Origin of the sequence: Nocardia sp. NPDC127606, assembly GCF_042671725.1 — a bacterium.
Classification (GTDB): domain Bacteria; phylum Actinomycetota; class Actinomycetes; order Mycobacteriales; family Mycobacteriaceae; genus Nocardia.
On record NZ_JBHXWQ010000002.1, the window covers coordinates 532198 to 546861 of the forward strand.

13 protein-coding genes are annotated in these 14664 nt (G+C 68.5%); 7 read left to right on the forward strand and 6 right to left on the reverse strand.

Going from position 1 to position 14664, the window contains the following annotated elements:
- Nucleotides 1-78 precede the first annotated feature (78 nt).
- Complete coding sequence (locus ACFVJ5_RS13325; protein WP_378990486.1) at nt 79-225, forward strand: hypothetical protein; 147 nt, start codon at nt 79-81, stop codon at nt 223-225.
- 53 nt (nt 226-278) lie between these two features.
- Here the strand turns inward: ACFVJ5_RS13325 and ACFVJ5_RS13330 are convergent, their stop codons facing one another.
- The 3 genes from ACFVJ5_RS13330 to ACFVJ5_RS13340 all read right to left on the reverse strand — a co-directional run bounded on the left by ACFVJ5_RS13330 (nt 279) and on the right by ACFVJ5_RS13340 (nt 4542).
- Entirely contained in the window at nt 279-1535 is a 1257-nt protein-coding gene (locus tag ACFVJ5_RS13330) for a sensor histidine kinase (protein WP_379220213.1), read from the reverse strand.
- 110 nt (nt 1536-1645) lie between these two features.
- On the reverse strand, nt 1646-2341 hold the full coding sequence (locus tag ACFVJ5_RS13335; protein WP_101464499.1) for a response regulator transcription factor: 696 nt from the start codon (nt 2339-2341) through the stop codon (nt 1646-1648).
- Between the two features lie 155 nt (nt 2342-2496).
- Nucleotides 2497-4542, reverse strand: a complete 2046-nt coding sequence (locus tag ACFVJ5_RS13340; RefSeq protein ID WP_379220214.1) for an AMP-binding protein — start codon at nt 4540-4542, stop codon at nt 2497-2499.
- 319 nt (nt 4543-4861) lie between these two features.
- Between ACFVJ5_RS13340 and ACFVJ5_RS13345 the strand changes: the two genes are divergently transcribed.
- Genes ACFVJ5_RS13345 through ACFVJ5_RS13360 form a run of 4 tightly spaced genes read left to right on the forward strand, consistent with a single transcriptional unit; the run spans nt 4862 to nt 10067 of the window.
- On the forward strand, nt 4862-8692 hold the full coding sequence (locus tag ACFVJ5_RS13345) for an ATP-binding protein (protein ID WP_379220215.1): 3831 nt from the start codon (nt 4862-4864) through the stop codon (nt 8690-8692).
- Entirely contained in the window at nt 8689-9102 is a 414-nt protein-coding gene (locus ACFVJ5_RS13350; protein WP_011207200.1) for a roadblock/LC7 domain-containing protein, read from the forward strand. The genes ACFVJ5_RS13345 and ACFVJ5_RS13350 overlap by 4 nt, the downstream gene beginning before the upstream one ends.
- A gap of 7 nt (nt 9103-9109) precedes the next feature.
- Nucleotides 9110-9484 (forward strand): DUF742 domain-containing protein, encoded by a 375-nt coding sequence (locus ACFVJ5_RS13355; RefSeq protein ID WP_056818578.1) that lies wholly within the window; start codon nt 9110-9112, stop codon nt 9482-9484.
- Nucleotides 9465-10067 (forward strand): ATP/GTP-binding protein, encoded by a 603-nt coding sequence (locus ACFVJ5_RS13360; RefSeq protein ID WP_174551063.1) that lies wholly within the window; start codon nt 9465-9467, stop codon nt 10065-10067. Before ACFVJ5_RS13355 ends, ACFVJ5_RS13360 begins: the two co-directional genes overlap by 20 nt.
- A gap of 74 nt (nt 10068-10141) precedes the next feature.
- On the opposite strand, the gene ACFVJ5_RS13365 is transcribed toward ACFVJ5_RS13360, so the two are convergent.
- Both ACFVJ5_RS13365 and ACFVJ5_RS13370 read right to left on the reverse strand, forming a co-directional pair.
- Nucleotides 10142-10675, reverse strand: coding sequence for a hypothetical protein (locus tag ACFVJ5_RS13365; protein ID WP_379220216.1), 534 nt, complete (start codon nt 10673-10675; stop codon nt 10142-10144).
- Complete coding sequence (locus ACFVJ5_RS13370; protein WP_364578900.1) at nt 10672-10950, reverse strand: helix-turn-helix transcriptional regulator; 279 nt, start codon at nt 10948-10950, stop codon at nt 10672-10674. Before ACFVJ5_RS13370 ends, ACFVJ5_RS13365 begins: the two co-directional genes overlap by 4 nt.
- Before the next feature lie 106 nt (nt 10951-11056).
- Here ACFVJ5_RS13370 and ACFVJ5_RS13375 point away from each other — a divergent pair, with 106 nt between their 5' ends.
- On the forward strand, nt 11057-12568 hold the full coding sequence (locus ACFVJ5_RS13375) for a carboxyl transferase domain-containing protein (protein WP_379220217.1): 1512 nt from the start codon (nt 11057-11059) through the stop codon (nt 12566-12568).
- A gap of 101 nt (nt 12569-12669) precedes the next feature.
- Entirely contained in the window at nt 12670-13524 is an 855-nt protein-coding gene (locus ACFVJ5_RS13380; protein ID WP_379220218.1) for an aldo/keto reductase, read from the forward strand.
- Here the strand turns inward: ACFVJ5_RS13380 and ACFVJ5_RS13385 are convergent.
- Nucleotides 13505-14626 carry an NAD(P)-binding domain-containing protein gene (locus ACFVJ5_RS13385; protein ID WP_379220219.1) on the reverse strand — a complete coding sequence of 374 codons (1122 nt, stop codon included), beginning with the start codon at nt 14624-14626 and terminating at the stop codon, nt 13505-13507. The two genes, ACFVJ5_RS13380 and ACFVJ5_RS13385, sit on opposite strands and share 20 nt — an antisense overlap.
- Nucleotides 14627-14664 lie beyond the last annotated feature (38 nt).

The following is a 14664-nucleotide window of genomic DNA, read 5'->3' on the forward strand; positions in this document are numbered from 1 at the left end:
GCGTTAACTGTGCGGTATTCTCGCGAGTGTCTTCACCCCGTGCCGATCAGGCGCGGAACTCACGAGAGTGGAGGTTCGATGTCCGACACCGACGATGTCAAAGCCAAGGCCAAGGCCGAGGGCGAGAAGATCGAGGCGGAAGCGAAGAAGGCAGCGGCCAACGTGAAGGAAGCTGCCGAGCGCGCGGCGGGCAGAGTGAAGGACGCCTTCAAGAGCGACAAGTAGTAGCGAGCTCGGCCCCGCATCCACATCACCGTGGGTGCGGGGCTTTCGCGTTTCTACCGGGCCGGTCGCGCGGGCAGGTCGATGACGAGGCGGGCGCCGCCGAGTGGACTGTCCTCGAAGTAGGTCAGTCCGCCGTGCAGCTGGGCCTGCTGGGCGACCAGTGCGAGGCCGAGGCCCGAACCGCTCTTGGCGGCGTTGGCGCCGCGGGCGAACCGCGCGAAGACCGCCTCGCGCTCGCCGGGTGCGACGCCGGTGCCGTTGTCGTCGACGGCGATGACGATCCGGCCGTGCGCGGTGCGATGCGCCGACACGACAGCGGCGGTGGCGCCGCCGTGCTTCACCGAATTGGTGAGCGCGTTGTCGACGGCCAGCCGCAGGCCGGCGGGCAGGCCCCGGGTCACCAGCTCGGCGTCGGTGTCGATGCGCACCGACAGGCCGGGGTTGTGGCGCATGGCGTCGTGGGCGGCCTGGTCGCACAGGTCGGCGACATCGGTGGGGACGTGGTCGGTCTCGGCGGTGAGATCGCCGCGGGCGAGCCGTTCCAGCGCGGACAGGGTGGTTTCCACCCTGGTCTCGTTGCGGGCGAGGTCGTCGAGGATCTCGCGGCGCTGGTCGTCGGTGAGGTCGAGGGTGCGCAGGACCTCGAGGTCGGTGCGGATCGCGGTGAGCGGGGTGCGCAGTTCGTGGGCGGAGACGGCGGCGAAATCGCGGGCCGTCTCCAGCGCGGCGGCGGTCTCGGCCTGGGCCTGGTCGACGCGGGCCAGCATGGTGTTCACGGCGTCGGCCAGCTTCACCGCTTCATCGACACCGGAACCGTCGACCGGTCGGTCGTGCTCGTCCGGCTCGCCGCCCGCGCTGCGGGCCGACACCTGCTTGGTCAGCTTCACGATCGGGCCGACCGCGCGTCCGGCGAGCAGCCAGCCGAGCGCCGCCGCGGCCGCCACCGCGATCGCCGCGCCCGCGAGGACCCAGCGTTGCTGATCGTCGGTGGCCTTCGTGGCCTCGGTGGTCGGGATGGCAAGGGAGACGGTGCGGCCCGCGGGCTGGTTCTCGGTGGTGGTGAGCACCCGGTAGGGCTGGTCGTGGAGCTCGACGGTCTGCGAGCCGGGAGGCAGATCCGGCAGCTGGGTCGAGCTCGACGCGGTCACCTGGCCGTCGTCGCGCACCGTGAGCGCCATGGTGTTCTGCAATCCGGTCAGGTTGACGAACCCGGTTGCCAGCACCGGCTCGATCAGCACGATGCGCGAAGCGATTTCCAGTTGTTGATCGGTTTGGGTGACATTATTGCGTTCGATTGCCTGAAAACCCACGAAAGCGGCGATCGTGACGATGATGACGGCACCCGCCGCGGCCGCTCCGGCGACTCTTGTCCGGAGCGAAAACGATTGTCTGCGACGACGTTTCAGTGGTCGTTCGGAGATCATTTCGATTCCCGGAGTACGAAACCGACCCCGCGAATCGTATGCAAAATCCTTGGCGTGTCATCTATTTCGAGTTTCCTGCGCAGGTATCCGACGAACACGTCCACCACATTCGTATCGGCTATGAAATCGTAACCCCACACCAATTCCAGCAGCCGTTCGCGCGTCAACACCACACCGGCATTCCGGGCGAGCGTCGACAGCAATTCGAATTCCCTTTTGGTGAGCTCGATTTCGCGCCCGTGCAGCAGTGCGCGATAACCCGCGACATCGACCAGCAGCGGCCCGACGGTCAGCGCGCCGGGCGCCACGGGCTCGGGTGTGTCGGTGCGGCGGCGCAGCAGGGCCTTGATCCTGGCCACCAGTTCGGCCAGCTCGAACGGCTTCACCAGGTAGTCGTCGGCGCCCGACTCGAGACCCGCGATCCGGTCGTCCACCGAAGCGCGGGCGCTGAGCACGCAGATGGGCACGTCATTGCCCATCGCCCGCAAGGCCGTGACCACCCCGGCGCCGTCGAGGACCGGCATGTTCATGTCGAGGACCACCGCGTCGGGCGCCTGCTCGGCGACGGCCCGCAGCGCGGCACCACCGTCGCGCGCGACCAGCACCCGGAACCCGGACAGTCGCAGGCCCCGTTCGACCGAGGCGAGAACGTCCTCGTCGTCATCGACGACGAGAACGGTAGAGGAAGTCACGTGGTGAGCTTATATATAGGCGGCCCGGGGGCCGCGTGGTCTCGGCCTGGCGGCCTCGATCTTCCCTCCCGGCGGGCGCTCCTTCGTCGCACCCTCTGTCAGTCCAGATCGAGGCGGCCGAGACGCCCCTGCGGGGCTGCGGAGACCTCGGATGTCTACGGGGCAGGAGAGACTGGGTCGTTGTCCTGTTCGGGGGTGGCGGCCGTGGCGATATTTCCCAGTGGCGGGTTGGCGAGGATGCGGTCCGCCAGGGCGGTGAGGACGTGGGGGTCTTCGATGGTGGCGGGGGGTTCGACGTGTTCACCGGCGGTGAGCTGGCGGATCGTCTTGCGCAGGATCTTGCCGGAGCGGGTCTTGGGCAGGCCGGTGACGATGATCGAGTCGTGCAGGGTGGCGATCGCGCCGATCTGGGCACGCACCCGGTCGTCGAGTTCGGCGCGCAACTGTTGCTGGTCGATGTCGACGCCCTGCTTGAGCACCACATACGCCAGCGGCAGGCTGCCCTTGAGCTCGTCGGGCATGCCGATCACCGCGCATTCGGCGACGGCCTCGTGCCCGGCGATGGCGGCCTCGATGCTGCCCGCCGACAGGCGATGCCCGGCGATGTTGATCACGTCGTCGCTGCGGCCGAGAACGTAGAGGTAGCCGTCCTCGTCGAAGTAGCCGGAGTCGCCGGTGAGGTAGTGGCCGGGGAAGGCCGACAGGTACGAGCGGATGAAGCGTTCCCGGTCGCGCCACAACCCGGTCAGGCAGCCGGGGGGCAGCGGCAACCCGATGACGATGTTGCCCTCGGTTCCGGCGGGTACCGCGTTGCCGTTCGCGTCGAGCACACGCAGCCGGTAGCCGGGCACCGGCACACTCGCCGAACCGGGTTTGACGGGCAGCTCCTGCAGGCCGAGTGGGTCGGCGCAGATCGGCCAGCCGGTCTCGGTCTGCCACCAGTGATCGACCACCGGGGTGTCGGGATGGTCGGCCAGCAGGGTGTTCGTCGCCCAGTCGAAGGTGGCCGGATCCAGGCGCTCGCCCGCGCAGAACAGCGCGCGCAGCCGGGACAGGTCGTAGCGGCGGGCCGCGGTGGCGTCGGGGTCGGCGCGGCGGATCGCGCGCAACGCGGTCGGCGCGGTGAACAGCACCCGCACGTCGTGCTCGTCGACGATCCGCCAGAACGCGCCCGCGTCGGGGGTGCCGACCGGTTTGCCCTCGTAGAGCACCGTCGTCGCGCCGACCAGCAGGGGCGCGTAGACGATGTAGGAGTGGCCGACGACCCAGCCCACATCGGAGGCTGCCCAGAACACCTGACCAGGGCCGACGTCGTAGATATTGCGCATCGACCAGGCCAGCGCCACCGCGTGTCCGCCGTTGTCGCGCACCACGCCCTTCGGCTTACCGGTGGTGCCGGAGGTGTAGAGGATGTAGAGCGGATCGGTGGCGGCCACCGAGACCGGATCGGCGGGCGCCACACCGTCGACGCAGGCATCCCAATCGACCCAGCGGGCGGCGACGGTCTGCTCCGAGGACGGCAGCACATCGGTGGCGGGCAGGGCGGCGGGGAACTCGATCGTGGTGAACTGGGGCCGCTGCTTCACGATCACCGTGCGTACCGACGCGGTCTCGGCGAGATCGAGCGCGGCCATCACGATCGGCGGGTAGTCGATGCGGCGGTGGGGTTCCAGCCCGCCCGAGGCGGTGACGATCAGGACCGGCTCGGCGTCGTCGATGCGGGCGGCCAGCTCGGGTGCGGCGAACCCGCCGAACACCACCGAGTGCACCGCGCCGATGCGGGCACAGGCCAGCATCGCGATCACCGCTTCGGGGATCATCGGCAGATAGATCACCACCCGATCACCGGCCACCACACCGAGATCGCGCATGGCGCCCGCGAACTCGGCGACCGCGTCGAGCAATTCGGCGTAGGTGTAAATCGTGGTGGTGTCCGTCATAGCGGAGGCATATATGAGGGCGGGTTGATCGGCGTGTCCACCCTGGTCGACAGTGCCCGCCCTGACGTGGCGGTCGAGGGCGTTCACACAGGTATTGAGGCGGGCATCGGGGAACCACCGGGCCGACCGCTTATCGGCGGCATCGACGATCTGCTGCGGTTCGACATCCCACTCGATGCCCTGAGCTGCGGCGGACCAGAAGTCGGCTGGGTCGACCAGGCTGGTCTGATAGACCGGCCGGTACTCGTGTTCGGTGTCCAACCCCGTGACTCCCTAGCCTCGCTTCGATGCCCGCTCGATAGATCCAGATGATTGTGGCAGACTTCACGCGACACCCGAGGGGGTGCCGCGACCTTTGGTTTTGCCTACAACAGGCTGGTCATGGAGCGGACCTCTACCGGGAGTCAGCCAAGAAGTTATTGATCCGTTAGAATCCGATGTCACTTATTCGGGCAGTCGTAGACGCAATTTCTCGGCCAGCCGTAGTTCTCGGCCAGCAGCCACTGGCGAGCCACCATCGCGCCTGTGGAGGTTCGCCGCAGGCGCACGGTACGAGGCCAGTTTGGAAAGTGAGTGGGAGATGCGTGACGCCGCTAGGTCCGGCAGCAAACGCTGGGCGCTCGGCAACTGGGACCTGCGTTGGAAGGTTACGGCTGTGCTTGCCGTGCCACTCGCGGTCGCGGTCGGGCTCGGCGTGTCGAGAATTACCTCGGAGTTCTCGGAAGCCAACCGTCTGTCGAGCATCAATGAGCAGATCGACACGATTCCGTCGGTCACCGCGCTGAGCGCGAGCACCGCGAAGGTCGCAGGCAGCCAGATGGTGCCCGCGGGCCCCGGGGTCAGCCTGGTCACCGACAAGGACATCGCCGAGCTCGACGCCGCCATCGCCGCGGCCGAAGTCTCACACGGCAAGTTGGTCGATCTGCCGAAGGCGCACTCCGCGCTGGAACGGATGATCACCCAGGCCAAGACGGTGCGTGGGCAGGGCACGGCGCTCACGACGTCGGCCGAGCCCGCGCTGGCCTCGGTCGAGCAGATGCGTAAGGAAAGCGTCGACATCGTCGAGGTGACCGTCGCGCAGGTGAGCGACCCGGTCATGGACACGGCCAAGCTGCGCCTGGTCGACTCGCTCAACACCCGCTCGCTGCTCGTCGACGAGCTCGCCGGTCTCTCCGAGATGCTGCGTGGTCTGCCGACCGGATCGCAGAACTTCCTCACCGGCGTCAGCACCGAGAACCACCTGCTCGAAGTGCTCGCCAACCGCTTCCCGGCCGGTGACCGGGTCATCGCCGACCTGAAGACGCAGGCCGACGCCCGGAAGAACCTGATCAGCAGTCCCGAAGTGCAGGCGGGCAAGTTGCCCGTCGGCGACCTGCGCACATCGCTCTACACCAGCCTCATCGGCTACGAGGGCGTCGTCAACGAGGCCACCAAGGCGATCGAGTCCTCGATGGACGACCTGGCAGGCGCGGCGGCGACCGGTGCCTGGACCTATACCGCGGTCGTCATCGCGACGATCCTGGCCGCGCTGCTGCTCGCCGTGTTCGTCGCCCGCTCGATGATCGTGCCGCTGCACCGCCTCCGCCTGGCCGCGCTGCGCGTGGCCGAGTCCGATCTGCCGCACGAGGTCGCCCAGCTCCGCAACGGCGCCGCGCCCGAGGACGTGCCGCTCGAGCCGATGCCGGTGCGCTCCGACGAGGAGATCGGCCAGCTCGCCCGCGCCGTCGACGATATCCACGGTCAGGCGCTGCGCCTGGCCAGCGACCAGGCGCAGATGCGTTCGCAGGTCAACGACATGTTCGAGACGCTGGCCCGCCGGTCCAAGTCGCTCGTCGACCATCAGCTCACCCTCATCGAGGCGATGGAGTACGACGAGAAGGACCCGCGCCTGCTCGAGAACCTCTTCCGGCTCGACCACCTCGCCGCGCGCATGCGCCGTAACGGTGACAACCTGCTGATTCTCGCGGGTACCAAGCAGCGCCGCACCAAGTCGGCCCCGGTCGAGATCGCCGACGTGCTGCGTGCCGCGATCTCCGAGGTCGAGGACTACGAGCGGGTCAAGCTCGGCGCCACGCCGCGCGGCTCGCTGGTCGAACCGGCCGCCTCCGATATGGCGCACCTGTTCGCCGAGCTGCTCGACAACGCGCTGCGGGCCTCCCCGCCGGAGACCGACGTCAAGTTCACCTTCGCCCAGGCGCACGACCAGGGTCTGCTGATCGAGGTCGCCGACCGCGGCATCGGTATGCCGCCCGCCGAGATGTCGGAGATCAACCACCGGCTCGAGCAGACCGCGGAGCCCGGTCCCGACACCGCCCGCCACATGGGTCTGTTCGTGGTCGGTCGACTGGCCGAGCGCCACGGTCTCACCGTGCGGCTGCGTCCGACGTTCGATACCGCGCGCGATCCGGGCGTCACCGTCACCGTGCACGTGCCGGTCGGCCTGATCGTCGCCGGTCCCGGTGGCCCGGTGGTGCCGCCGCAGCAGGTGCAGCAGCAGAACGCGCCCGCACCGCAGCAGCAGCGACCGAACCCGCAGCAGCAGCAGCCGAGCAGCACCATGCAGACCCGCGCGATCACCCGCACTCCGGGTGGCAACGTGATGGTCACCGTGGATCCCGGAACCAGCGGGCCCCCGGCAGGTGCCGGTGGTGGGCTGCCGCAACGTCAGCCGGGCAACTCGATGGCTTCGGGCGTGGCCCAGGACGCGAACGAGCAGTCGTCGCCGTCGCTGCGTCCGCCCGCGCCGGGTCAGGGGAACGTGCCGCAGCGCGGCAAGCTCGCCGCGGCGAGCCTGCCCAAGCGCAACCTGGCACCGGGTGGACCGCAGCGTCCGCCCGCCGGGCCGGGTCAGCAGGGCCCGGGTGAGCAGCAGCTCGGTGGGCCGCCGCAGGCCGGTGGTGGGCTGCCGCAACGTCAGCCGGGTGCGAACGGCGCACCGTCGCGGGATTCCGCGCAGCCGCCCGTGCCGTCGGCGCGTGACTCGGCACCGCCCCAGCGCGATCTGGCACCGCCTCAGCGCGATTCGGCGCAGACGCAGCGGGGGAGCACCCCCGGTGGGCTGCCGCAGCGTTCGCCGGGCGCCAACGGCGCCCCGCAGCGTGATCCCTCGGTCGGTCTGCCGCAGCGCGATCCGTCGCCGCGGCTGCCGCAGCGTGAGCAGACCGGTGGCCTGCCGCAGCGTGATCCGGCGACAGGTCTGCCGCAGCGTGATCCAGCTACCGGACTCCCGCAGCGTGAGCAGACCGGTGGCCTGCCGCAGCGTGATCCGGCGACGGGTCTGCCGCAGCGTGACGCCGCGAACGCGCAGCGAGATTCGGCGCAGTCGACCGGGCTGCCGCAGCGTGGCCAGGGTGCCGCGCCGCAGCGTGACTCCGAGCCCGTGCAGCGTGATCCGTCGACCGGACTCCCGCAGCGGGGCAATGCCTCCGGCGGTCTGCCGCAGCGCGATCCCGCGCCGCGCCTGCCGCATCGTGATCAGTCCGGCGGTTTGCCGCGGCTCGATCAGACCGGTGGCCTGCCGCAGCGTGACCCGTCGACCGGCCTACCGCAGCGGGAGCCGACGGGCGGTCTGCCACAGCGCGACCCGTCCAACGGCCTCCCGCCGCGAGATCCGTCCAACGGCCTCCCACAGCGTGAGCAGACCGGTGGACTGCCACAACGTGATCCGGCCAACGGACTTCCGCAGCGTGCCCAGCCCGCCCGTCCGGCCAATGGCCTGCCGCAGCGCGCAAACCCTGCACCGCAGCAGGATTCGGCCGGCAACGGTCTGCCCCAGCGCGCTCCGGCCGCGGGTCAACCGCAGCGGGACGCGCCCAACGGCCTGCCCCAACGTGCGGCTGCGCCGAATGGGCTGCCGCAGCGCGATCCCGGGGCTAGTGTTGTACCGCAGGCGAACGCCGGGCCAGGAGTGGCTCTGCCGCAACGGGATCGGGACCCTGCGGGGCCGGATAACGCTGCGTCGGCAGGGCGTGATCCGGGTCGGCACAGCTTCCGGTCCAATCCGGTCAAGGCTGCGTCGTTCTTCCAGACCAGGTTGCAGCCGGCACCCGAAGGTGATTCCGTGATGGGCGGAACGCCGATCTTCGCCGAGATGATGTCGGCGTGGCTCACGGACGAGAATTCTGACCGGAACCAGATGGCTGCCGCCTTCGAATCACCGGGTGACGAGGGTTGGCAGGCTGCACGTGCGGCCAGCGAAGCCCAGTCCGAGGTGCGTACCGCCGCCGGCTTGCCTCAACGCAGTCCGGGCGGAAGGCTTGTGCCGGGTGGTGTGAGCGGCACCGCTGATCGCACCCCGCAGCAACGCGATCCCGCCACGATCCGGAACAGCCTGAGTCGTCATCAGCAGGGTGTCCGGGATGGCCGCGCAATGAAGGCAATGAACCTAACCGGAGATAAAGGAGACCGATGAACCCCGATCTAGGTGGTACGAACCGTCAGCTGGATTGGCTGGTTTCGAACTTCGCCAACGAGGTTCCTGGCGTAGCCCATGCCGTCCTGGTCTCGGCTGACGGACTGTTGATGGCCGCGAGCGCTCAGCTCCCGGTCGACCGCGCGGAGCAGCTCTCCGCGGTGACGGCCGGACTGGCAAGCCTTTCCGTCGGCGTGTCGAATCTGTTCGAAGGCGGTACGGTACTCCAGTCCGTCGTCGAGATGGAGCACGGATACCTGCTGCTCATGGCAGTCGGCGACGGCTCCTACCTAGCGGTCCTGACCAACACCTCGTGTGACATCGGTCAGGTCGGCTACGAAATGGCACTTCTGGTCGAGCGCGTTGGCCAGACGGTCCAGGCCACGCCGCGCGTCACGATGGGTTCCTGATGGTGGGATGGACATAGACGATCACCGCATGGGGAGCGCCGAGCCCAGCCTCGTCCGCCCGTACTCCTTGACTGCCGGCCGCACCAGGCCGGCGGTCGAGTTGGCGCTGGAGGCACTCGTCGCATCGCATCCGGTCGCCATGGAGCGGCAGTACGAACTGAACAACCTCGAAACGTCCATCGTGGAGTTGTGCAGGCAATCGCCGTCCGTTGCCGAGATAGCTGCCCAGCTGTACATCCCGATCGGGGTGGCCCGGGTACTCGTAGCCGATCTGATCGAGGCCGGCCACGTCCGGGTTTCGGCAACTTTGAAAGACGATTCCAGCGACGATGAACGTCGCGAGCTGATCGAAAGGGTTCTCAGTGGACTCCGGCGTATTTGATTCGACGGCGCAGGTCGATACCCGCACGGCCAAGCCGACTTCGGCGAAGATTGTGGTCGCCGGCGGCTTCGGTGTGGGTAAGACCACGATGGTCGGCGCGGTGTCGGAGATCGTTCCGCTGCGCACCGAGGCGTTGGTCACCAACGCCAGTACCGGAATCGACAACCTGACCGGTATTCCGCAGAAGTCGACCACCACGGTGGCGATGGACTTCGGCCGTATCAGCCTCGCCGACGACCTGGTCCTGTACCTGTTCGGTACGCCGGGCCAGTACCGGTTCTGGTTCATGTGGGACGACCTGATCCGCGGCGCCATCGGCGCCGTGGTGCTGGTCGACACCCGCAGGCTCGAAGACAGCTTCGCCGCTGTCGACTACTTCGAGGCCCGCGGGCTGCCGTTCCTGGTGGCGCTCAACGAGTTCGACGACGCGCCGAAGTACCCGCTCGAGGACATCCGCCAGGCCCTGGCGGTTCCCGCCGACGTGCCGATCATGTCGATCGACGCCCGTCGCCGGGAACCGGCCAAGCAGGCCCTGGTCGCCTTGACCGAGTACGCGTTGCGCAAGGTCATGCAGGGCTACTGAGCTGGGTCTCTGCACCGATGGACGGGGCTGCCGCGATGAAGGCCGCAGCCCCGCTCTTCGTTCAGGACCAGGGTTCAGGACTCCGGTTCGGGATCGGGCCGGGTCCAGCCGAGGATCATCGCCGGCGCACAGCCCCCGGCCATGATCGTGGCCAGCATCATCAGTCCGCCCGCGTAGGCGATGCGATAGGCATCGGCCTCCGGTGAGAACGCGCTGCCGAAGATCAGGTACGCCAACGGCGCCATGGTCAGCGACTGGGTGAGCGCGAGTCCCGCCGAGCGTGCTTTGTTGCGCTCGGTGATCTCCAGTTCGTCGAGCATCTGGTCGGGTGCGTGATCCTGGCCGCCCGACGCGATCCGCAGCATCGTCCAGCTCGGCAGGAACACCAGTGCCGAGACGAGCGCGACCCCGGGCGCCCCGAACAGGTCGAGCGCGCGCATCACTCCCGCGACCGCGATCCCGAGCAGCGCGATCGTCACGATCACCACGAGAATTCGCCGTCGACGCAGCGATCGCCAGCTCTTCAGCATCCCCGCTGTCCGTTGTTCCTGCACGAGCCAGCGCCGGACCCGATAGTTCTGGTAGCGGTCGATGAGCGTGCTGGTCATGGCGTTTCGCCTTTCGTGCGTGGGTAGAGCTCGGCCGACAACGGCCCGAATTCCTTGCGGGAGAACACGACTTCGATCGGCAGCGCGAACACATCGCAGATGCGCATCGCCAGATCGAGGCTCGGATAGTGATCGCCGCGCTCGAGCGCGCCGATCGTCTGGACATTGACGTTGACGGCCTCGGCAAGCGCCGCCCGGCTCATCCGATGCTCCGCGCGCAACACCGCGATGCGATTGAAGATCGGCAGGGTTTCCCCTCGTCTGACTGGGCTCACCTAATGAAGTGTTGTAAAAACACAACATATTGTCAAGATGTCCCAATGCACCGCTGCGATCTCGTGACCGTGGCCTACCCTGTCCGGCTACGCTCGGAGCGTGCGGATGTCGGCGGATGACTTGCTCGGCCAGTTGCTCGACACGGGCTCTTTCGTGAGCTGGGACCGGGCGCCGATCGGGCCTGCCGTGTCGCCGCGTTATCGCCAGGACCTCATTGCGGCGGCCGATCGGGCGGGGACCGATGAGGCGGTGTTGACGGGGGAGGGGTTGTTACGCGGGCGGCGAGTCGCCGTGATCGCCTGCGAGTTCGCGTTTCTGGCCGGATCGATCGGGGTGGCCGCGGCCGAGCGGATCGTGTGTGCCGTCGAGCGCGCCACCGAACTCGGGCTGCCGCTGATCGCCTCGCCGACCTCGGGCGGTACTCGGATGCAGGAGGGGACAGTCGCTTTCGTGCAGATGGTGAAGATCGCGGGTGCGGTGGCCGTGCACAAGTCGGCGGGGCATCCGTATCTGGTGTATCTGCGTGATCCGACGATGGGTGGGGTGTTCGCGTCGTGGGGGTCGCTGGGGCACATCACCTTCGCCGCGCCCGGCGCGCTGATCGGGTTTCTGGGTCCACGCGTGTACGAAGCCTTGTACGGCAAGCCGTTTCCGCCCGGCGTGCAGACCGCGGAGAACCTCTATCGCAACGGTGTGATCGACGGTGTGGTGACGGTGGAGGTCTTCCGGCGTATCGCGCACCGGGCGATGAGCGTCGCCGCGGGCGCTGTCGTTCCGGTGACGACCGAGCCGGGTTGGGCTGCGCCGGTGCTCAGTCCGTCGACCGCAGCGAATCCGACTGCCAGCGCCTGGGATTCGGTGCTCAGTTCGCGGCGGCCCGGCCGGCCGGGCATCCGGGACCTGCTTCGCCATACGACACAACGGGTTCCGCTCAGTGGGACCGGTCGCGGTGAGTCCGATCGCACCGTCCTGCTCGCCCTCGCTCGGTTCGCCGGTCAACCGTGTGTCGTGTTCGGGCACGACCGATCCGGTCAGGAGGGCGAGCACACCATGGGCCCGGCCGCCCTGCGCGAGGCGCGGCGCGCGATGGTCCTGGCGCGGGAACTGCGGCTGCCGCTGGTGCTCGTCATCGATACCGTCGGCGCCGCCCTGTCCAAGGAGGCCGAGGAACGCGGGCTCGCCCCCGAAATCGCCCGCTGCCTGGCCGATCTCGTCACCCTCGACACCCCGACCGTCTCCGTGCTGCTCGGCCAGGGCACCGGCGGCGGCGCGCTCGCGCTGTTGCCCGCCGACCGGGTGCTCGCCGCCAGGCACGGCTGGCTGGCCCCGCTGCCGCCGGAAGGGGCGAGCGCCATCGTCTTCCGCGATACCGCGCACGCACCGGAAATGGCTGCGGCGCAAGGCATCAGATCGGCCGATCTGCTCGAAGACGGTGTGGTGGACCGAATTGTCGAGGAGTACCCCGATGCCGCCGACGAACCGGTCGCCTTCGCCCGCCGCACGGTCCTGGCGATCGCCGCCGAACTGGCGGCGCTGCGCACCTACGAGCCCGCTGAACTACGAACGCTGAGGCAGCGCCGATACCGGCGAATCGGACTGGCCGGAGCTGTGTCCTGAATCGCGGGCGATCCCCTGACCAGCGCCCCGCTTCTCGGTACGGGGAAACACGCGACGCGCCGTCGTTGACGCCACACCGAACCACTTCTACCTTCGAGAGGGTGACCTTCCGCAGCGAGAGCAGCCCTGTCCCCACCATCGTGCTCAATGACGGGAACGTGATCCCACAGCTCGGCTTCGGTGTGTTCCAGGTGCCCGCGGAAGACGTCACCGGGGTGGTGGCCGAGGCGTTGAAGGTCGGCTACCGCAGTATCGACACGGCCGCGGTCTACGGAAACGAGGAAGGCGTAGGCCGCGCCATCCGTGAATCGGGGATCCCCCGCGACGAACTCTTCATCACCACCAAGCTGTGGAACGCCGACCAGGGCTACGACAGCACCTTGCGCGCGTTCGAAACCAGCATGCGGCGGCTCGGCCTGGACTATCTGGACCTGTATCTGATCCACTGGCCGGTTCCGTCGGCGGGCCGTTACGTCGACACCTTCCGCGCGTTCCAGGCGCTGAAGTCGCAGGGCCGGATCGGCTCGATCGGTGTCTCCAACTTCCGGGTGATCGATCTGGAGACCCTGATCGCCGACGCGGGCGAGATCCCGACGGTGAACCAGATCGAATTGCATCCCACGCTGTCCCAGCGTGACCTGCGTCAATACGACGCCAATCACGCGATCGCCACCGAGGCGTGGAGCCCGTTGGGGCAGGGCACGCTGCTCGACAACCCCACCATCGTCGACATCGCGAAACAACTCGACCGCACCCCCGCGCAGGTCATCATCCGATGGCACCTGCAGCTGGGCAACATCGTCATTCCGAAGTCGGTCACGCCGTCGCGGATCGCCGAGAACTTCGACGTGTTCACCTTCGAACTCGACGCCGAGGCGATGGAGTCGATCAGCCGCCTCGACTCGGGCAAGCGGGTCGGCGCCGATCCGTCGACGTTCAGCGCCGGTCTGGACTGAGCGCGAGGAAGCCGGTCAGCTCGCGGGCTGCCGCCCGACCCGCCCGGTTGGCGCCGATCGTGCTGGCCGAGGGTCCGTAGCCGATCAGATGGATGCGCGGGTCGACGGCCACCTGCGTCGCCAACCGTCCGGTCATGGTGATCCCGCCGCCGGGTCCGCGCAGCCGCAAGGGTGCCAAATGGTCCAGTGAGCTGCGGAAACCGGTTGCCCACAGGATGACGTCGGCGGCCTGGAAACTGCCGTCGGCCCAGCGCACGCCGGTGGGCTCGATCCGCTCGAACATCGGCAGCCGTCGCAGCACGCCGCGCGCGCGGGCGGCTCGCAAGCGGTCGTCGAGCGGCAGTCCCGTCACCGAGACGACCGACCCCGGCGGCAGGCCCGCCCGGACGCGGTCCTCCACCAGCGCCACCGCGTCGCGCCCGTCCTGCTCGGCGAACGGCGTTTCCCGCCAGCGCGGCTCCGACCTGGTGACCCATGTGGTGGAGGTCACGAGCGAGATTTCGTCGAGTAACTGCACCGCCGAGATGCCCCCGCCGACGATGACGACATGTTTGCCCGCGAACTCGTCGGCCGTGCGGTAGTCGCGCGTGTGCAACTGGCGGCCCGCGAAGGTGTCGGCGCCCGGATATCGAGGGATGAACGGGTGCTCCCAGGTGCCGGTGCCATTGATCAGACCGCGCGTGCGAAGAGTGCCCGCGCCCTCGGTTTCGACCTGTAAGACCTCGCCTCGGCCCGCGCAGCTCTGCCCGTCGGCGGTTCGATCGCAGACGACCTGCACTGTCACCTGCCGTTGAACTCGCAGGTCGAAGCGCTTTTCGTAGAGCTCGTAGTAGTGCGGCACCGCGCTGGCGGCTCGCGCCGACTCCGATCCCGCCGGCAGCGTCTCGGCGAAGGACATCCCGGGCAGGTCGTGCACCCGATTCACTGTCGTCAGGGTCAGCGACGGCCACCGGAACTGCCAGGCGCCGCCGGGGCCGGGTGCGTGGTCGACGATGCGGAAATCGCGTTCGGGCACCAGCCCGAGCTTGCGCAGGTGATAACCGGCGGAAAGCCCTGCCTGACCCGCGCCGATCACCAGGATGTCGAAATCCGTCCTCGCCACAGCCGTCGATGCTATCGCCTTGCCGGGCGTTGTCGGCG